The sequence below is a fragment of the Thioalkalivibrio sp. ALE21 genome (assembly GCF_003208255.1).
GTDB classification, from domain to species: domain Bacteria; phylum Pseudomonadota; class Gammaproteobacteria; order Ectothiorhodospirales; family Ectothiorhodospiraceae; genus Thioalkalivibrio; species Thioalkalivibrio halophilus.
Genome location: NZ_QKMA01000001.1, coordinates 87,046 through 106,686, shown reverse-complemented (window position 1 = coordinate 106,686; position 19,641 = coordinate 87,046). Strand labels below are relative to the sequence as shown.

Annotated in this window: 15 protein-coding genes, 1 tRNA gene and 1 pseudogene; 2 read left to right on the top strand and 15 right to left on the bottom strand. The window is 70.1% G+C overall.

Annotated elements, in window-relative coordinates; genetic code table 11:
- Positions 1–47: 47 nt before the first annotated feature.
- Positions 48–2,792 (bottom strand): ribonuclease R, encoded by a 2,745-nt coding sequence (gene rnr, locus D893_RS00455; RefSeq protein WP_110618878.1) that lies wholly within the window; start codon positions 2,790–2,792, stop codon positions 48–50.
- 211 nt (positions 2,793–3,003) lie between these two features.
- On the opposite strand from rnr, the gene D893_RS00450 reads away from it, so the two are divergent.
- A tRNA-Leu gene (locus D893_RS00450) sits at positions 3,004–3,090 on the top strand.
- 174 nt (positions 3,091–3,264) lie between these two features.
- Here the strand turns inward: D893_RS00450 and D893_RS00445 are convergent.
- The 12 genes and pseudogenes from D893_RS00445 to D893_RS00390 form a co-directional block, all read right to left on the bottom strand.
- On the bottom strand, positions 3,265–4,560 hold the full coding sequence (locus tag D893_RS00445; RefSeq protein WP_018946844.1) for an adenylosuccinate synthase: 1,296 nt from the start codon (positions 4,558–4,560) through the stop codon (positions 3,265–3,267).
- Positions 4,560–5,750 (bottom strand): ATP phosphoribosyltransferase regulatory subunit, encoded by a 1,191-nt coding sequence (locus D893_RS00440; protein ID WP_110618876.1) that lies wholly within the window; start codon positions 5,748–5,750, stop codon positions 4,560–4,562. Before D893_RS00440 ends, D893_RS00445 begins: the two co-directional genes overlap by 1 nt.
- Before the next feature lie 129 nt (positions 5,751–5,879).
- Entirely contained in the window at positions 5,880–6,779 is a 900-nt protein-coding gene (gene hflC / locus D893_RS00435) for a protease modulator HflC (protein ID WP_018946842.1), read from the bottom strand.
- Positions 6,779–7,969 carry an FtsH protease activity modulator HflK gene (hflK, locus tag D893_RS00430; RefSeq protein ID WP_110618874.1) on the bottom strand — a complete coding sequence of 397 codons (1,191 nt, stop codon included), beginning with the start codon at positions 7,967–7,969 and terminating at the stop codon, positions 6,779–6,781. The genes hflC and hflK overlap by 1 nt, the downstream gene beginning before the upstream one ends.
- A 37-nt stretch (positions 7,970–8,006) precedes the next feature.
- Positions 8,007–8,300 (bottom strand): annotated as a pseudogene (locus D893_RS00425) (rhodanese-like domain-containing protein); the annotation flags it as partial.
- 37 nt (positions 8,301–8,337) lie between these two features.
- Positions 8,338–9,711, bottom strand: a complete 1,374-nt coding sequence (hflX, locus tag D893_RS00420) for a ribosome rescue GTPase HflX (RefSeq protein WP_018946840.1) — start codon at positions 9,709–9,711, stop codon at positions 8,338–8,340.
- 50 nt (positions 9,712–9,761) lie between these two features.
- Positions 9,762–10,025, bottom strand: a complete 264-nt coding sequence (gene hfq, locus D893_RS00415; RefSeq protein WP_018870352.1) for an RNA chaperone Hfq — start codon at positions 10,023–10,025, stop codon at positions 9,762–9,764.
- Between the two features lie 72 nt (positions 10,026–10,097).
- Positions 10,098–11,033: a tRNA (adenosine(37)-N6)-dimethylallyltransferase MiaA gene (gene miaA / locus D893_RS00410; RefSeq protein ID WP_077244506.1), complete on the bottom strand. Its 936-nt coding sequence runs from the start codon at positions 11,031–11,033 to the stop codon at positions 10,098–10,100.
- On the bottom strand, positions 11,033–12,949 hold the full coding sequence (gene mutL / locus D893_RS00405; protein ID WP_110618872.1) for a DNA mismatch repair endonuclease MutL: 1,917 nt from the start codon (positions 12,947–12,949) through the stop codon (positions 11,033–11,035). Before mutL ends, miaA begins: the two co-directional genes overlap by 1 nt.
- Positions 12,950–13,042: 93 nt before the next feature.
- Positions 13,043–14,416 (bottom strand): N-acetylmuramoyl-L-alanine amidase, encoded by a 1,374-nt coding sequence (locus D893_RS00400; RefSeq protein WP_051073631.1) that lies wholly within the window; start codon positions 14,414–14,416, stop codon positions 13,043–13,045.
- A gap of 194 nt (positions 14,417–14,610) precedes the next feature.
- Positions 14,611–15,111, bottom strand: coding sequence for a tRNA (adenosine(37)-N6)-threonylcarbamoyltransferase complex ATPase subunit type 1 TsaE (tsaE, locus tag D893_RS00395; protein WP_168409919.1), 501 nt, complete (start codon positions 15,109–15,111; stop codon positions 14,611–14,613).
- The gene (locus tag D893_RS00390; RefSeq protein ID WP_110618868.1) at positions 15,101–16,633 is read right to left on the bottom strand and encodes an NAD(P)H-hydrate dehydratase; all 1,533 of its coding nucleotides are present in this window, start codon (positions 16,631–16,633) and stop codon (positions 15,101–15,103) included. The genes tsaE and D893_RS00390 overlap by 11 nt, the downstream gene beginning before the upstream one ends.
- Between D893_RS00390 and queG the strand changes: the two genes are divergently transcribed.
- Positions 16,632–17,882 (top strand): tRNA epoxyqueuosine(34) reductase QueG, encoded by a 1,251-nt coding sequence (queG, locus tag D893_RS00385; RefSeq protein ID WP_110618866.1) that lies wholly within the window; start codon positions 16,632–16,634, stop codon positions 17,880–17,882. The two genes, D893_RS00390 and queG, sit on opposite strands and share 2 nt — an antisense overlap.
- Here queG and pgeF read toward each other — a convergent pair.
- Positions 17,879–18,676, bottom strand: a complete 798-nt coding sequence (gene pgeF / locus D893_RS00380) for a peptidoglycan editing factor PgeF (RefSeq protein ID WP_110618864.1) — start codon at positions 18,674–18,676, stop codon at positions 17,879–17,881. The genes queG and pgeF overlap by 4 nt on opposite strands.
- Positions 18,673–19,635 carry a 23S rRNA pseudouridine(1911/1915/1917) synthase RluD gene (gene rluD / locus D893_RS00375; protein ID WP_018946831.1) on the bottom strand — a complete coding sequence of 321 codons (963 nt, stop codon included), beginning with the start codon at positions 19,633–19,635 and terminating at the stop codon, positions 18,673–18,675. The genes pgeF and rluD overlap by 4 nt, the downstream gene beginning before the upstream one ends.
- Positions 19,636–19,641 lie beyond the last annotated feature (6 nt).

Here is a 19,641-nt window from a genome sequence, read left to right as displayed (position 1 = left end):
CATGGCGCCCGCAACGGCGCCGGTAACGCCAGGCATCCGTGCATCACTCAGGAGGAGGAGGCCGGGCGACGGCGACGGCTCCGGCGCCGCCCCGGCTTGCCCCCGGTTTCGCCGTCTCCGGAGCCGCCCTGGCCGGTGGCATCCTCGTCAGGGATGGTGTTGCCATCCTTGTCCGGAACGGCCTCGGCCTCCGGAAGCCGCTCGTTGCCCGGCTCCGGGGCATCTGCGGAGTCCTCGTCGGAGGCACCCCCGCCGGCACCCTGCGCGGCGGCGTCACCTTCCTCCGCGGACGGCTTGCTGCGCCGACGGCCGCGCCGCCGGCCCTTCTTCTTCGGTGCGTCGTCACCGGCGGGCTCCGGCGCCAATTCAGGGGCCGATTCCGCGGCTGCGTGTTCGCCTTCGCTGTCGGCGGGTGCCGAATCGTCGGACGCCGGGCCCGCATCCGGGCCAGCAGCCGGCCCCCCGCCCGCCTCCGCATCGCCTCCTCTGGCGCGACGCTTGCGACGGGCGTTGTCGCGGGCGCTGCCACGCTTCTTCCCGCCGGCACCGGGACCTCCGCCCGGGCCCTTGCGACCGGCCGGGCGCGCGGCGGGTGCAGCCTTCTCCGCCGGCTTCGACTCGCCGGCCAGCGCCAGGTCGATCTTGCGGTCATCCAGACTTACCCGCACCAGCTGGACCTGGAGCTCGTCACCGATGCGGAACACGCGACCGGCGCGCTCGCCCGTGAGGGTATGGCGCTTGGGATCGAAGTGGTAGAAATCGTTATCGAGGCTGGAGACATGCACCAGGCCTTCGATGTACACCCCCTGAATCTCCACGAACAGGCCGAAGCCGGTCACGCCCGAGACGATGCCGGTAAACACATCCCCGACCTTGTCCTGCATGTACTCGGCCTTCAGCCAGGCCTCCACATCGCGCGTGGCGTCCTCGGCACGGCGCTCGGCCATCGAGCAGTGCTCGCCGAGGCCCTCCATGCGCTGGTGGGTATAGGGGAAGCCCTTGTTGCTGCCATTGCGCAGTACGTGCCGGATGCCCCGATGGACCAGCAGGTCCGGATAACGCCGGATCGGCGAGGTGAAGTGCGCGTAGTCATCCAGCGCCAGACCAAAGTGACCGCCGAGGTCGGGTGAATACACGGCCTGCGACAGCGAACGCAGCAGCACGGTCTGGATCAGCTTCTGGTCCGTGCGCTGCTTCGCCGCCTTGAGGACCTCGGTGTAGTCCCGCGGGGTCGGCTCGTCGCCTCCGCCCAGGGACAGACCCGCGCCATTGAGGAATTCACGCAGCTCCTCGACCTTCTCTGCGGGCGGCTGATCGTGGTTGCGGTAGAGCGCCGGGACCTTGTGCTTCTTGAGGAAGCGCGCCGCGGCCACGTTGGCCATGATCATGCATTCCTCGACCAGGCGGTGGGCATCGGTGCGCTCCACCGGCACGATGCGCTCGATCTTGCGGTCCTCGCCGAACACGATCTGTGTCTCGGTGGAATCGAAATCGATCGCACCACGGCGGTTGCGCGCCGCGTGCAGCGCCTTGAACACCCGGTGCAGTTCCTCCACGTGCGGCAGCACCTGCGCGTTCTGCTCGCGCAGGCCCTCATCGCCCGCGAGCATTGCGGCCACATCATCATAGATCAGCCGGGCATGCGAGCGAATCACGCCCTCGTGGAAACGGTAGCTCTTCAGCGCCCCGCGGGCACCGATCTCCATCTCGCAGACCATGCTCAGGCGGTCGACGTCCGGATTCAGCGAGCACAGCCCGTTGGACAGCGCCTCGGGCAGCATCGGGATCACCTGCTCGGGGAAATACGCCGAGGTCGCGCGATTGACCGCCTCGCGGTCCAGCGCGGAATCCGGCTCGACGTAGTGCGACACATCGGCGATCGCGACCCACAGCCGCCAGCCCTTGCCTTCGGGCTCGCAATACAGGGCATCGTCAAAGTCCCGCGCATCGCTGCCGTCGATGGTCACGAACGGCTTGTCGCGCAGATCCAGCCGCCCCTTCTTCGCCTTTTCCGGTACCGAATCACCCAGCTTGTCCGCCGCTTCGGTGACCTCGTCCGGCCATTCGAACGGCAGACCCTGGGCACGGATCGCGATGTCGATCTCCATCCCCGGTGCCATGTGCTCGCCCAGGACCTCCACCACGTCACCGCGCAGACGCGACTTGCGCGAAGCCATCTCGCGGATGCGCACGACCACGATCTGGTCGTCCTGCGCCTCGCCCAGACCGTCCGGCGGTACCAGGATCTCGTGGGTGATGCGCTTGTTGTCCGGGGTCAGCAGGCCCACGCCGTCCTCGATGCGCAGACGCCCGACCACCTGGGTGGTGTTGCGCTCCAGCACCTCGACGATGCCGCCCTCACGACGCCCGCGCCGGTCCACGCCCATGACGCGCGCCACCGCGCGGTCCCCGTGGAACACCCCGCGCATCTGCTTCGGCGACAGGAACAGGTCGTCATCCTGCTCGTCCGGCACCAGGAAACCAAAGCCGTCGGGATGGCCGATCACGCGCCCGCGGATCAGGTCTTCCTGATTGACCGGGAGGTAGGCACCCCGACGGTTGCACAGAGCCTGACCGTCACGCTCCATTGCCTTGAGCCGCCGGCGCAGGGCCTCCAGACGTTCCTCGTCCTCGATACCGAGACGCCCGGCGATTTCCTCAAAGGACAGCGGATTCCCCTCGAGCTGCAGCAGGTCGAGGATGTACTCGCGGCTGGGGATGGGGTTGTCGTACTTCTGCGCCTCGCGTTCGAGGTTGGGGTCGATCTGCGGCTTGCTGCGTTTTCCTGGCATTCAGTGAACTCTTTCTTCTGGTGTTGTGCCGCGCACCCGAGGTGCCTGCGGCAGTGACAGGCCGGAGCCGGCCCGGTGCCCATTATGGCCCCGATGCGGCGCGGGCGCATTTCTTTCACCTGCGGATGCCGCAGGGTTTGACAGATCCGCCAGCGCGGATTACCTTACGCGTTCCTGAAGCGCAGGCCCCCTTACAGGGCCGACCTCAAGTGCCGAGGTGGCGGAAATGGTAGACGCGCTAGCTTCAGGTGCTAGTGGGGGTAACCCCGTGGAGGTTCAAGTCCTCTCCTCGGCACCATTCTTTATTCGCTTCCCGCTTCCTTCCCGAAGCAATCCGCAGCCCCCACGTCCGCAATAGCTCGCATGGCAACGGCCTGCGGGGAATTTTCGCGCGCGCGGTCGTCCGTCGGCCGACGGATCCGTGAGCGGGAACCCCCCTTCCGGCCCGCATCCGGACCGGAAGGGATATCCGTCAGCCCCGGAAAGGATCCCGCATCACCAGCGTCTCGTCGCGATCCGGACCGGTGGAGATCATATCGACGGGCACACCCACCACCTCGGACAGGCGCTCCAGATACGCACGCGCATTGGCGGGAAGCTTCGCGTACTCGCGCACCCCGACGGTGGATTCCTGCCAGCCCGGCATCTCTTCGTAGACCGGCGTACAGGACCCGTAGGCCTCGGCACCCGCCGGTGGCACCGCCACTCGCCGGCCGTCGACATCGTAACCGGTGCAGATCTGCACCGTCTCCAGCCCGTCCAGCACGTCCAGTTTGGTCATGCACAGGCCACTAATGCTGTTCACGGCGACCGCGCGACGCAGTGCCACCGCATCGAACCACCCGCAGCGGCGTGCACGCCCGGTGGTGGAACCGAATTCGTTGCCCCGGCGCGCGAGGTGTTCGCCCATATTGTCGAACAGCTCGGTGGGAAAGGGGCCGGCCCCGACCCGCGTGGTGTATGCCTTGGTGATCCCCAGCACGTAATCCAGATTGCGCGGCCCCACCCCGGAGCCGGTGGACGCCCCGCCGGCGGTCGTGCTGGAGGAGGTCACGAACGGATAGGTCCCGTGGTCGATGTCCAGCAGCGTGCCCTGCGCCCCTTCGAACATCACGTCACGATCCGCGGCACGCAGCTCGTGCAGACGACCGGCGACATCCGTCACCATCGGCTTGAGGCGCTCGGCATGCTCGAGGCACTGCTCCAGCACCTGCTGATGGTCCACCGTCGCCGCCCCGAAGTAATGTTTCAGGGCAAAATTGTGATAATCCATCACCTCGCCAAGCTTGGCCGCCAGACGCTCGCGATGGAACAGGTCGTCCAGGCGCAGCCCGCGACGTGCGACCTTGTCCTCGTAGGCCGGACCGATGCCGCGCCCGGTGGTACCGATGGCCGCCTTGCCGCGCGCTTTCTCGCGCGCGTGATCCAGCGCCACGTGGTACGGCAGGATCAGCTGACAGGAATCCGACAGCCGCAGGCGATCGGTCACCGGCACGCCGCGGGCCTCGAGCTCGTCCATCTCCTTGAGCAGGGCCTCCGGCGACAGCACCACGCCGTTGCCGATCATGCACTCCACCCCTTCGCGCAGGATGCCCGAGGGGATCAGGTGCAGCACTGTCTTCTCGCCATCGATCACCAGCGTGTGTCCGGCGTTGTGCCCGCCCTGGAAGCGCACCACCGCCGCGGCATCCTCGGTCAGTCGGTCGACGATCTTGCCCTTGCCTTCGTCACCCCACTGACTGCCCAGTACGACTACGAAACGTCCCATCAGTGTTCCACCACCGTCCATTGTTCATTGCGGTACTCCAGGCGTGCGTCCGCATCCGTCACCGGCGTCTCGCCCCGCAGCTCGCGAACCACGCGCACGCCGCGCCCGCGCAGCTCGCACACCGCCGCCTCCAGCTCCGGATCGGTTCCGGCGGGGGCGAGCACGCATTGGCGTGGGCGCTCCGGATCGCCACGGGCGTCGCCGTGCCGGGCCAGCTCGCGCAGGTCGGTACTGAACCCGGTGGCCGAACGCGCCCGCCCGAACACGCGGCCGATCTCGTTATAGCGCCCGCCGCGGGCGACCGCCTGTCCCGACCCCGGGATGAACGCCGCAAACACCAGACCGGTGTGATAGGCATACCCGCGCAGCTCCGCGACATCCACGTGCAGATCCACCTCGGTCCCCAGCGACTGCAGGGCCCCCACGATCGCCTCCAGGTGGTCCAGGGCCGCGTGCACCTCGGCGGGTGCCCTGCCCAGCGCGGCGCGCGCGCTCGCCAGGACTTCGGGCCCGCCATTCAGGTCCGGCAGGGCACGCAGGGCATCGGCCAGATCGGGGTCGAGCCCCGCCGCACGCCATTGCGCCAGGGTCTGTTCGATCTCGGGGATGCTCTTGCGCTGCAGCTGATCGAAGAAGGCGCGCTCCTGCTCCGGCTCCAGACCCGCGGCCCGGGCAAGACTGCGAAAGATCCCGACGTGCCCCAGATCCATGCTGGGCCGGCGCACACCGCAGACCTCCAGCGTAGCCAGCATCAGACGGATGACCTCGACGTCGGAATCCAGACCGTCGTGTCCGAAAAGCTCCGCGCCCGCCTGCAGCGGACTGCGGGACCCCGACCACTCATCGGCACGGGCACGCAAAGTCGTACCGACATAGCACAGCCGGTTGGCACCCGCCACATGCTGACGGTGCGCGTCGATGCGGGCGACCTGAGGCGTCAGGTCCGCTCGCACTCCCATCAGCCGGCCAGTCAGCTGATCGGTCAGTTTGAACGTCTGCAGATCCAGCTCGTGGCCGGCACCGGTCAGCAACGACTCCAGGTATTCCGCCAGCGGCGGCATCACATGATCGTAGCCCCAGACATCGAAATGGTCGAGCACACGCCGCCGCAGGCCCTCCAGGCGCCGTGCCGAATCCGGCAGCGCCTCTTCGAGTCCGTCCGGCAGCAGCCAGCGATTGATTTCCGTCATGTCATCCTTGCCTGCACGGCCTGACCCGTCCACAGGCGGGCTGGCCAGAAGAAGGGCCCGCGGTGCGGGCCCGGCTTGTGATTGGCAGAACCTGCCCGCACCGGCCCCGAAGCGGGGCCGGCCGCACGATCACTCGGCGGGCTGCGGCAGCTGCGGAGTCCGGGACGGACGCTCGCCGCCCGGAGCGTTGAAGAACTGGAAGAACTCCGAGTTCGGTTCCAGCACGAACGTGCTGTTCTCGCCCTGCAGGCTGTTGCGGTAGGCGATCAGGCTGCGATAGAAGCGGAAGAACTCTTCATCTTCGCCGAAGGAGGTACCCAGGATCTCGGTAGCCCGGGCATCACCCTCCCCGCGGATCACCTCGGAGTCACGGTACGCGTTCGCCAGGATCACCGTGCGATCGCGGTCGGCACGCGAACGAATCCGCTCGGCCTCCTCCTGCCCCCGGGCACGGAAGTCCTGCGCCACACGCTCGCGCTCGGCCCGCATCCGATCGAACACCGACTCGGAGACCTCGTCCGGCAGATCCATGCGACGGATGCGCACATCCACCAGATCGACCCCCAGCTCCAGCGCCGTCTCCAGGGCGGCCTGGCGCACCGCGCCCATGATGGTCAGGCGCTCGCCGGCGACCACGTCCTGCAGCTCGTAGCGGGCGAATTCGTTACGCATGCCGTCCCGCAGGATCTGCGACAGGCGCTCCTCGGCCAGTCGTTCGTCACCGCGGGTGGCGCGGTAGAACTGACCGACATCGTTGATCCGCCACTTGGCGTAGAAATCCACGATGATGTTCTTCGCCTCGCTGGTCAGGAACCGGTCCGGCGGGATGTTCAGGGTCATGATCCGGGCATCGAACTTCTCGACGTTCTGGATCAGCGGGAACTTGAAATGCAGCCCCGGCTCCTGGTCCACCTCGCGCAGTTCCCCCAGGGCGAACTTGATCACGCGCTCGCGCTCGTCAACGGTGTAGGTCGACAGGGCCACGACGATCCCGATGACCACCACGGCAATTCCGGCAATACGCAGCATCAGCGAACCTCCCGCGAGCGCAGGCTCTCGGTATCACGGGTCATCCCGGTGTCCCTCTCAATCGCACGCCGGTCAGTGTCCAGTGGACGCGGCGTCGGCGCGCCACCCGAATTGCGGGTGCCCGGCTGGCCGGAGAACATCTCGCCCAGCGGCAGCATCATCAGATTGCCGCTGGCGCCCACGTCCAGCATCAGCTTGCGCGAATCCTGGAGCACGGCTTCCACCGCCTCGAGGTAGAGACGGTCACGCGTGACTTCGGGGGCCTGCCGGTATTCGGTCAGCAGCTGGTCGAAGCGCGAGGCATCACCCTCGGCGCGGGCCACCACCTGATCGCGATAACCCTCGGCTTCCTCGATGATGCGGGCCGCCTGACCACGCGCCCGCGGGATCACGCCGTTGGCATAAGCCTCGGCCTCGTTGCGGAAGCGGACCTCGTCCTCGCGTGCACGGATGGCATCGGCAAAGGCCTCCTGCACTGCTTCCGGCGGCTGCGCCTGCTGCATGGAGACCGCGGTCACCACGATCCCGGCGCCGTAGGCATCGAGGTTTTCCTGCATCACCGTGCGGGTGGACTGGGCGATCTCGCCACGGCCCTCGCCGAGGATGAATTCGAGATTGCCCTTGCCGACCCGTTCACGGATGGCCGACTCCATGACCTGATGCACGGTGGCATCCGGATTGCGGACATTGAACAGGAAGTCGACCAGATCGAGGATGCGGTACTGCACCGCGATGTCGACATCGATGATGTTCTCGTCGCCGGTGAGCATCAGCGCGCGGCTCTCGATGGTCCGCACGTTGTCGACATTCTCGATCTCGATCCGCTCGATGGGATACGGCAGGTGCCAGCCCGGCCCCGGGCTCTTGACCTCCTGGAACGCACCGAAGCGCAGCACGACGCCGCGCTCGCCTTCGGAGATGATATGAAAGCCGGAGGCAATCCAGACCACCAGGGCGATGATCAGGCCGAGGCTGATCAGGGCCTGGGAACCGCGCCCCATGCCGCCGCCCAGGCCGCTTCCGCCCTGGTTGCCGCCACCAAAGATGCCGCTGAGCTGCCGCGACAGCTTGCGCAGCATCTCCTCCAGATCCGGCGGCTGCTGGCCGCCACCACCGCCGCTGCCGCCGCGGTTACCGCCTCCCCCGCTCCAGGGGTCGCGGTTGTTGTTTCCCGGTTCGTTCCAGGGCATGAATCAGGGACTCCGTCGATCGCTCGGGATGTGCCGATCAGGCACAGGGAGCGGACATTCTAGGGGGGCACCCGGGGGCGGGCAAGCGCACCCCTGCGGGAGTCGGGTTGTGACCGGCGCCCGCGGCCTCCCATGCGGCCATGCCACCGGCGACGTTCATTACGTGGCCATAACCCAGCCGCTGCAGGATGGAGGCCGCGACCGTGGAACGGTATCCGCTGCCGCAGACCACGGCCACCGGCTCCTCGGGCGCCACACCCGGGACACCGTCGCGGGTTTCCGCGACCGGCCGATGCAGCGCCGCCTCGTCGTGACCAGCGGCGTATCCCGTGCCGCGTGGCTGCCCGGGACCCCGTCAGGGGGTGCGATCAGGCACCGGAGCCCGGTGCCGGGGCGCGCGCACCGGCGGCTTGCGCGTCCTCGGCGTCCCCGGGTTCCTCGCCCGGCCCCACGAAGGCCGTTTCCGGATCCAGCCCGGCCTCGCGGAACAGGTCCTGGAAGCGCCGCTCCGGCAGCTGCACCCGCAGGCGGATCGCACCCTCATCACCGGTCTGCTCGGCCTCCACGGCGTTCTCGTCGTACAGCCGCCCGCGCAGCCGCCCGGCGGACGGCGGCACCTCGACCCAGCCACGGCGCATGGATTCGGTGAAGGACTCGGCCAGGCGCTGGTACAGCCGCTCCACCCCTTCGCCGGTTTGCGCCGACAGCCAGAAGGCCTCCTCGCCCTCGCCACCGGCAAAGCGCTCCGCCGCCTCGTCGTCGCGCTCCGGCAGGGTGTCGATCTTGTTGTAGATCCGCCAGCAGGGCACGTCCTCGGCGCCGATCTCCGCGAGCACGTCCTCCACCTGGGCGATGTGCCGCTCGCGCTCCGGATCGGCGGCGTCGATCACGTGCAAAAGCAGCGCCGCCTCGCGGGTCTCGGTCAGGGTCGCCTTGAAGGCCGCCACCAGTTCGTGCGGCAGGTCGCGCACGAACCCGACAGTGTCCGCGAGGATCACCGACTGGTGCGGCGCCAGATCCAGCCGGCGCAGGGTCGGATCCAGGGTCGCGAACAGCTGGTCGGCCTGGTAAACGTCGGAATCGGTGAGGCGGTTGAACAGGGTCGACTTGCCGGCATTGGTGTAGCCCACCAGCGAGACGGTCGGCACCTCGTTGCGCAGGCGCGCCTGGCGCCCCTGCTCGCGGGTGCGCTCGACCTTTTCCAGTCGCCGCTCGATATGCTTGATGCGCGCCGCCAGCAGCCGGCGGTCGGTCTCCAGCTGGGTCTCCCCGGGACCGCGCAGGCCGATGCCGCCCTTCTGCCGCTCCAGGTGGGTCCAGCCACGCACCAGTCGGGTGGACATGTGACGCAGCTGCGCCAGCTCCACCTGCAGCTTGCCCTCGTGAGAACGCGCGCGCTGGGCAAAAATGTCGAGGATCAGCCCGGCGCGGTCCAGCACCCGGCACTGCAGGTGCTGTTCCAGGTTGCGCTCCTGGCTGGGCGACAGCTCGTGGTTGAAGATCACCAGGTCGGCCCCGTGCGCCGCCACCTGATCGCGAATCGCGTCCGCCTTGCCGGACCCCACGAACAGACGCGAGTCGGGACGATGGCGCGAACCGGATTCCACGGCCACCACCTCGGCCCCGGCCGAACGCACCAGCTCCTCGAATTCCTGCAGCTGGACCTCGAGATCGGTCGCACCGCCGATGGCCATGGCCACCAGCACCGCCCGGTCGCCACCGGTCTGCGGACGCTCAAACAACGCGCGACCACCCCCGATCCGGGCCCGGGCCACCCCGGAGGTGGACGCCCCTACTCATCCGCGGCCTCTCCGCCGCTGGCCGCGGCGCTGTCTTCATCCAGCGGCATGCGCACCTGCCGCGCAGGCACGATGGTGGAGATCGCGTGCTTGTAGACCATCTGCGACACCGTCGAGCGCAGCAGGACCACGAACTGATCGAAGGACTCGATCTGCCCCTGCAGCTTGATGCCGTTCACGAGATAGATCGACACCGGAATCCGGTCGCGGCGCAGCGCGTTGAGAAAGGGTTCCTGCAGCATTTGCCCTTTGGCCATCGGTACATTCCCTGGTTGCATTCGTCGGGGCCCGCGCTGCGGGCCGAAACCTGTAAAAAGAGTAGCATATCGTCAGCGTGATGCTGTCTCGCGCAGGGCCGCCAGGGCCTGCTCCGGATCGACGGTTTCCGCCGGCAACCGCGCGTGCAGCGGGAAGCGCCGCAGACCGGTCAGCTGGCGCTTGGCCAGCTGCCGCGTCGCGGCGATCGCCCGGCTGCGGAACGTGGCGAAATCGACCTCGCCGTCCAGCCACTCCCAACCCTGGCGATAGCCCACCGCCCGCTGCGAAGGGTGTTCCGCGGTCAGCCCGGGGCGCGCGCGCAGGGCCCGCAGCTCCTCCACGAACCCCGCCTCCAGCATGGCATCGAAGCGTTCGGCAATCCGCGCACGCAGACGTTCCCGATCTTCCGGCCACAATGCCAGCGCGCACCAGCCCGCCGGCAGCCGCGCCTCGCCCCCCTGCTGGAAGCTCGACAACGGCCGCCCCGTGGCCTCGAATACCTCCAGCGCCCGCAGGATGCGCTGCGGATCGTTGGGATGGATGCGCCCGGCGGCCGCCGGGTCCACCGCCTCCAGGGCCTCATGCAGGGCCCGGGCGCCTTCCGTCTCCAGCCGGGCGCGCACCGCGGCGCGCACCGCTTCCGGCACCGGCGGCATGGGGTCGATCCCCTCCAGCAGCGCCCGCAGGTACAGCAGGGTCCCGCCCGCCAGCAGGGCCACGCGCCCGCGCGCATGGATCGCGCGGATGCAGGCACGGGCATCCGCGGCGAAGGCCGCCGCGTTATAGGTCTCCTCCGGATCCCGGATGTCCAGCAGGTGATGCGGCACCCGCGCCCGCTCGTCCGCATCCGGTTTGGCGGTACCGATGTCCATGCCGCGGTACACCTGCGCCGAATCCGCGGTCACGATCTCGGCGTCCAGCCGCTGCGCGAGTTCCAGCGCCAGCCCGGTCTTGCCGGTGGCAGTGGGCCCGGCGAGCAGCACCACCGGCGGTTGCGGGACGTCCATCAGCGCCCGCGCATGAACAGCCCGTCGAGGGCAGCGTGATCCAGCTCCACCCAGGTCGGCCGGCCATGGTTGCACTGGCCGCTGCGCTCGGTGGCCTCCATGTCGCGCAGCAGCTGGTTCATCTCGGGCACGGTCAGCCGGCGCCCCGACCGCACCGACCCATGGCAGGCCATGGTGCTCAGCACCTCGTTGGCCGCCGCCTCGGTGCGCTGGCTGTGGCCGCTTTCGGCCAGATCCCCCAGCACGTCGCGCAAGAGCGCCGGTGCATCGCGGCCCCGCAGCAGCGCCGGCACCGCACGCAACCGCAGACGTTCGGGCCCGCAGCGGTCCACTTCGAAGCCCAGCCCGGCCAGCGTATCCGCCTGCTCCTCGGCACGGTCGGCCTCCGTCGGGGTAACTTCCACCTCCTCCGGCACCAGCAGCGGCTGGGCGGTCACGCGTTCACGCTCCCATTCGCGCTTGAGCCGCTCATAGGTGATGCGCTCGTGTGCGGCATGCATGTCCACCAGCACCAGCCCGCGGGCGTTCTCCGCGAGCACGAAGGTATCCGCGACCTGCCCGATCGCGAACCCCAGCGGGGGCATCTCAGCGTTGTTTTCCGTGCTGTCCGTGCGCCCCGCGCCCTCGGCGGCATAACCCGGCGCGGCACGTTCACCGACACCGGCAGCGGACGACGATTCCGGCGGCCGGAACGCAGCCCAGGCCGCGGCAAAGCCGTCACCGCGCCCGGGGTCCGCGCGTCCGCCACCCGCCCCCCCGGACCCGCCCCCGACACGGCCCGGTGCACCGCCGGGCGAACCGTCCAGCAGGCCCGGCCGCGGCCCGGCATCCGGATGCGGCCCGGGACCCTTGCCGGCGGCAGGACCGGAGTCGGGCACGGCCGGCCCGGCCCCGCCCCCCGCCACGTCACCGGCGTGACCGGCCTTCGCCCGCCCCAGCGCCGCGTGCAGGGCGTGGAAGATGAAATCGTGGACCATCCGCGACTCGCGGAAGCGCACCTCCTGCTTGGTCGGATGCGCGTTCACGTCCACCTGCGCCGGATCCAGCTCCAGCTCGAGCACGAACATCGGATGGCGCCCGTGGTAGAGCACATCCTGATAGGCCTTGCGCACGGCCGCGGTCAGGACCCGGTCGCGGATCGCACGGCCGTTGACGAAGAAATACTGCTGGTCGGCCTGGGCCCGGGAACGCGCCGGGGAGCCCAGCCAGCCGGACAGCACCAGCCCGGAACGCTGCTCGTCCACCGGGAGCGCATCCGCCAGAAACGCCTCGCCCAGCAGGGCCCGCACACGCGCAGCCGGATCGCCGGGCGCCCCCGGCAGATCCAGGGTCACCCGGTCGTTGTGCCGCAGCACGAAGGCTACCTCGGGATGCGCCGCCGCCAGGGTGCGCAGCACGGATTCGCAATGGCCGTATTCGGTGCGCTCGGTACGCACGAAGCGCCGCCGCGCCGGCACGTTGAAGAACAGATCGCGCACCTCGACCGTCGTGCCCGGCGGATGCGACGCCGGCATCACCTCGCCGAAGACATCGGAACCGTCCCCGGAAAGCTGCCAGGCGTTGCGCTCGCCGGGCACCGCCGAGGTCAGGGTCAGGCGCGCCACCGAGGACACCGACGGCAGCGCCTCGCCGCGGAAACCCAGGCTGTGCAGGGCCTCCAGGTCATCCATGCTGCGGATCTTGCTGGTGGCATGGCGCGACAGCGCCAGCGGCAGTTCTTCCCGCGCGATGCCACAGCCGTCGTCGGTCACCCGGATCAGGCGAGTCCCGCCCTGCTCCAGACGCACCTCGATGCGCGAGGCCCCGGCATCCAGCGCGTTTTCGACCAGCTCCTTGACCACCGAGGCCGGGCGCTCGATGACCTCGCCGGCGGCGATCTGGCTGATCAGCTGATTGGAGAGTTTCTGGATGCCCACGTCACGTCCCGGGAAAGCACTGGAGCGCAGGGTAAGGAAACACCGGCGAATGTGCACGTGCGTGCTCGCCGAATCCCGGATTCGGACCGGAAATCAGCTGCCGCGGGAGGGGACTTCCAGGACCTGACCGGTATAGATGGTGTCGCCGTTGACGCCATTGACCGCGCGCAGATCGGACAGGGAAACGCTGTATCGATCCGCGATCCCTGACAGGGTCTCGCCGGGGCGGATGATGTGCTGCTCCATGCCCCCGCCATCCGCGATCAGCGTACCCGGACGCGCATGGGTGGAGAAGTACGCCCGCAGGCCGGTCAGCAGGGCCTCGGCCAGCGACTGCTGGTAGCTGGAGCTGCGCAGGCGACGTTCGTCCTGCGGATTGGAAATGAAGCCGGACTCGACCAGGATGGACGGCACATCCGGCGAACGCAGCACGGCGAAATTGGCCCGCTCGACCTTCGGCCGACGCACCTTGCCCACCCGGTCCAGCTCGTCGATCATCCGCTCGGCCAGGGTGGAACTGGCCTCGAGGCTGCCGCTCTGGGCCAGATCCAGCAGCACGTTGCTCAGGGAATCATCACGGCCGTTCATCGGCACCCCGCCCAGGCGCATGTCGGCCTGATTCTCGCGCTCGGCAAGGAAGCGTGCGGCCTCGCTGGATGCCCCGCCCTCCGACAGCATGTACACCGAGGACCCGTTCACGCTGGGGTCCGGGAAGGCATCCGCGTGGATCGACATGAACACGTCGGCCTCCGCCTCCCGGGCGCGCTTGACGCGCTCGCGCAGGGGCAGGAAATAGTCGCCGGTGCGGATCATCACCGCCTCCATGCCCCATTCATCCTCGACCAGGTCCGCCAGCCGCTGCGACACTTCCAGCGCCACGTCCTTCTCGCGCGTGCCGTTGGGCCCGATGGCGCCGGGATCATGCCCGCCGTGGCCGGCATCGATGGCCACGATCACGTCGCGCAGATCCTCCTGCGAGCGACCGCGACGCGGTTCGCGCTCCTCCCCCGCTTCCACCCGCGTGCCCGCCGAGCCGCTGCGCGTCAGGTCCAGCACCAGCCGGTGCGGGGCGCCCTGAGCCGGCATCAGCTGGAAGCTGCGCGGGCTCACGGCCTCGCGCAGATCCAGGACCACGCGCAGATCGGAACCGTTGCGCGGCGCGTGGCGCACGCCGTCGATCACCGAACGCGGGTGATCATTGACCTCCAGGCTGGCATCGGTGCTGGCGTTCGTCAGATCCACCACCAGCCGTTCCGGCGACTGCAGGCGAAACACCTCGTACTCGGCCTCGCCCTCCATGTCGAAGACCAGACGCGTGGTTTCTCCGTCCACGGACATGCGCAGGCGCTCGACGCGCGCCCCGGCCGCCGCCGGCAGGGGCAGCGTCGCCAGACCCAGTGCACCCAGGGCGCGCAGGATCTGGCGGCGATTCGGATCGATGTCGGAACGGTGATGGCCCACGCACACACCCCGGCTGGTCAGGGACTCCACTCTTATTGTGGACAGATCCTCTAAAAAAGCAACCCGGAATGTCGCGAATTTTTAGGAAGATACCAAGGTTTCTGCGTGTGCCCTCACAACCTTCCGCGTCATTCCCCGCGCGACCCCGCGAACCATTACCCACTACATGTGGTATTCGGCAAAACCGGCCACTCCCAGATCTATTCCTGTCCCGGCGCCGCTGCCAGCGCGGCGCGAGCGGCCTCGGCGGCCGGCCCTTCCAGCCACAGCCGGCGTCCGAACTCCGGCCCGTCCGGATGTGCCTCGAGGTGCATGCGCAGGTCCGGCTCCGGCAACCAGCCGCAACCGCGCTCCGGCCACTCGACCAGCCACAGCACCCCGGCCCCGTGCGCCTCGCGCACGCCGAGGTACTCCAGTTCCTCCGGATCCGCCAGACGGTAGAGATCGAAATGCAGTACTTTCCGGGAGTCCAGCTCGTACGGCTCGACCAGAGTGTAGGTCGGACTGCGCACCGTCCCCGCGTGCCCCAGGGCCCGCAGCAGACCGCGAACCCAGGTGGTCTTCCCGGCGCCCAGGTCGCCCTCCAGATAGACCGTGCGCAGCCCCGGCACCGCCGCCAGCGCGGCACCGGCCGCCTCGGTGGCGGCCGCATCCGGCAGTTCCACCGGGGCTCCGTCGAAGGCCGCCCGGTCAAAAACCATCGTCGCCCCCCGCGGCGGCCGGCAGGGCCGCGATCAGATCCCCCGCCAGCATGCCGACGGTGCCCCCCAGGCGCCGCGCCGCGACGCGCCCGGCCGCCGCATGCCAGCCCGCCCCGATACGCGCGGCGCCCCGCGCGTCCAGGCCCTGTCCGCGCAACGCCGCGATCACGCCGGTGAGCGCATCGCCACAGCCGGGGGTGGCCATCCCCGGATGGCCGTCGGTGACACAGTGGTACGGTCCGTCATCGGTGTCGGCGATCAGCGTCCCCGCCCCCTTGAGGAGCACGGTGCCGCCAAACCGTACGACCAGCTCCCGCAGTCGCCCCGGTCGGTCGGCCTCCACCGCCGCGGCATCCAGGTTCAGCAGACGCCCGGCCTCGCCGGGATGCGGCGTCAGGACCCAGTCGTCGCTGCGCCGCGGGGTCTGCGCCAGCAGGTTGAGGGCATCGGCGTCCACCACCACCGGGCGGCCGGAATCGGCCGCCGCCAGCCACAGCTCACGCCCCCACGGCCCCTGATCCAGACCGGGCCCGATGGCCACCGCGTCCGCCCGCTCCAGCCAGCGCAGCAGCTCCGGGCCTTCGCTCACCCCGCGCACCATGATCTCGGGGCGGTCATTGCACACGAAGGCCGCGTGTTCGGGATGCGTCAGCAGGGTCACGCGCCCGGCCCCGGCACGCAGCGCCGCGGTTGCCGCCAGCCGCCCCGCCCCGGCGAACCCGGGAGCCCCGCCGACGATCATCACGTGGCCCGCATCCCCCTTGTGGGCCCCGGGCCGCCGCCGCGGCAGACCCGCCCGCCAGTGCCCGGGACCAATGCGCCACGCCGCCGGTGCGAAGCTCTGCGCCAACGAATGCGGGAGGTCGAGTGTGGCCACGCAGACCGTGCCCGCGCAGTCCACCGCAGCCCCCGTATGCAGCCCCGGCTTGTCGGCAATGAATGTCAGGGTGCGTGTCGCCCGCGCCGCCTGCCCGCGCAGCGCGCCATTGTCGGTATCGACCCCCGAGGGCGCATCGGCCGCCAGCACCGCCCGGTCCGCACGGTTCAGCCGCTCGATCACCTCGCCGTAGACATCGGTCAGCGGACGCTGCAGACCGATACCGAACAGCGCGTCCACCCACACATCCGCAGTGGCGGGATCGAACGTCTCCAGCGGGTGGATTTCGCCCCCGCTCTCCTCCCACAGACGCCGGGCCCGCTTCCCGTCCGACTCCTCCCGCGCCCGCGAAGACCCCGCATGCAGCACCACCTCCAGCCCGGCCGCCCGCGCGCGGCGGGCCAGCACGAAACCGTCGCCACCGTTGTTGCCGGGCCCGCAGAGCACCCCGACCCGGGACACCCCCGGCCAGCATTCCTGCAGATGCTCGAGCAGCGCCGCACCGGCCCGGTCCATCAACTCGCCCGGCGCCATCCCGGGCAGGGCCATGGCGGTGGCATCCAGCTCGCGCATGCGCGCGGTGTCGAACAACCGCTCGCCGGGCGCGGGGCTGGCCGGGGACGGGTGTGCGGGGGCATCATTCATGTCCGTTCCTCTCCTTGCTGGCCTGTCGATCGTGCCTGACCATCCCGACCCGCGCCAATGCGCCGAACTCGCCGATCGCATCCGCCAGTGGGGGCGCGAACTCGGCTTCGCGGAACTGCGCATCGGCCCCGCGCGGGTCCCCGAGGCCGATCGCCGGCACCTGGACGCCTGGCTGGAGCGTGGCTCGCATGGCGACATGCAATGGATGGCCGACCGCGCGGCGCTGCGCCACGACCCCGACGCCCTGGTTCCCGGGGTGCAGCGCATCATCAGCGTGCGCATGGATTACTTCCCGCCACGCACCCGGCGTCCGGCCGCCCAGCTGGCGGATCCCGAGGGCGCCTATGTCTCGCGCTACGCCCTGGGCCGCGACTACCACAAGCTGCTGCGCAAGCGACTGACCGAACTCGGCCGCCGGATCGAGGCCGAGGCACCGCACGGCTACCGCGCCTTCACCGACAGCGCGCCGGTGCTGGAGAAGGCCCTGGCCCAGCAGGCGGGGCTCGGCTGGATCGGCAAGCACACCAACCTGCTGGCCCGCGGTACCGGCTCGTGGTTCTTCCTCGGCGAACTGTTCACCGATCTGCCGCTGCCGCTCGATCCCGGCCCGGCCGAGGACCACTGCGGGAGCTGCCGCGCCTGCCTGGACGTGTGCCCCACGCAGGCCTTCCGCGGCCCGCACGACCTCGACGCCCGGCGCTGCATCTCCTATCTCACCATCGAGCTGAAAGGCTCGATCCCGGAAGACCTGCGGCCGCTGATCGGCAACCGCATCTACGGCTGTGACGACTGCCAGCTGGTCTGCCCCTGGAACCGCTTCGCCGAGGTCGCGGCCGAACCGGACTTCATCGCCCGCCATGGCCTCGACAGCGCCTCGCTGGTCGAGCTGTTCGGCTGGGACGAGGCGAGCTTCCTCGAACACACCACCGGCATGGCGATCCGCCGCATCGGCCACGAACAATGGCTGCGCAACCTCGCCGTGGCCCTCGGCAACGGACCGGCCACCGACGCGGCGCGCGAGGCCCTGGCCGCGCGCGCCGAACACCCGTCACCGCTGGTGCGCGAGCACGTCGCATGGGCGCGGACACGCCTGGACGAGCGGGCCGCCGGCCGGCTCGCCGAACCACCCGCCATCCCGGTGAAGGCGCTCACCCGTGCACCGGTGGACCCGGCCGCAAGGCCCGCGGGCACCCCCGCCTCGAAAGACGGAACCGCCGGGGAGCCCAAGGACCCGACGACCGGTTCCTAGGCTCCGGCCTCCGGGCGGATCCAGAGCAGACTGGCCTGACGCCCGGTCGTGCCGTCGCGGCGATAGGAGAAGAACCGGTCGGGGGCGCTGAAGGTGCATTCGCCGCCCCCGTGCACGGCCACGCCCGCGCCCTGCAGCCGATCGCGCGCCAGCGCCGCCAGATCCGCCAGCCAGTGACCGTCCCGCGCGGCCGGGCGAAAGGCCCCGGCCATCTCCGGCTGCACCGCCAGGAACCGCTCGCGCACCTCCGTGCCCACCTCGAAGGCGTCGGGGCCAATCGCCGGCCCCAGCCAGGCGTGCCAGGCCGCCTGCGGACGGGCCTCGCGCAGCGCCGCCAGCGTGGCCTCCAGGACCCCGTCCACCAGCCCGCGCCAGCCGGCATGCGCCGCCGCCACCGCCTCCCCGCCGGTACCGGCGAACAGCACCGGCAGACAATCCGCCGTCTGCACCGCGCAGACCCGGCCCGGCCGGGTGGTCATCACCGCATCGGCCTCCACCGGCGCGTCGGCGGCGGCCAGTTCTTCCGCGCGCACCACTCGCGTGCCATGCACCTGTGCCGGCCAGTGCAGCTCGGCGCCCGGCACGCCCCGCGCGGCCACCGCCTGCGCCAGACGGCGCCGGTTCCCGGCCACTCGCTGCGGATCGTCCCCGGTATGCAGCGCGAGATTCAGACTGGCCCACACGCCCTCGCTGATCCCGCCGGCGCGGGTGGTCTGCAGGGCCCCGACTGCGGGGGCAGCGGGCCAGTCGGGCGTGATCAGGGCCTCGTCCGGCAGCGCGTCAGCGGCGTTCATGCCTGCGCCTCCGCGTGGGCGGCATCCGCGCGCAATACCTCCAGCAGCGAGGCGAAGTCCGCGGGCAGCGGCGCCTCGAAGGCCTGCGGCTCGCCCGTGGCGGGATGACGGAATTCCAGGCGCGCCGCGTGCAGCGCCTGACGCCGGAATCCGTTCACCGCCTCGCGCGCCGACTCGTCCATCCCGCGCACCGGTCGTGGCCGGCCGCCGTACACCGGGTCCCCCACCAGCGGGTGACGCAGATGCGCCATGTGCACGCGGATCTGGTGCGTACGCCCGGTCTCCAGGCGCGCGTTCAACAGGGTGTGGCCGCGGAAACGCTCGGCGACCCGATAATGCGTGGTCGCGAGCTTGCCCGCAGGGTTCACCGCCATGCGCTTGCGGTCCACCGGATGGCGGCCCACGGGCGCGTCCACCGTGCCGCCGGCGATCACCCGGCCGTGGACCAGCGCACGGTATTCGCGGTGCACGCTGCGTTCCTGCAGCTGACGCACCAGGGCGGTCTGCGCCTGCGCGTTGCGCGCGACCACCATCAGGCCGGTGGTGTCCTTGTCCAGCCGGTGCACGACCCCGGCGCGCGGCAGTACGCCGACCTCGGGCGCGTGGTGCAGCAGCGCGTTGACCAGGGTTCCCTGACGGTGACCGGCGGCCGGGTGCACCACCAGTCCCGCGGGCTTGTCGATCACCAGCACGTCGGCATCCTCGTACAGGATGTCCAGCTCGATGGCTTCCGGGGCATCCTCCAGCGACGGGGTCTCCGGCGGAATCAGTTCCACCGCCTCGCCACCGCGCACCGGCGTGCGCGGCCGCGGCTGCGCTCCGTCCACGCGCAGGTCACCGGCCTTCAGCCACTGCACCAGCTGGCTGCGCGAATACTCGGGAAACGCGCGCGCCAGGGCCGCATCCAGGCGCTGCCCGGCCTCTTCTTCGGGCAGGGTTGCCCGGCGTGGTTCGCTCATGCCCTC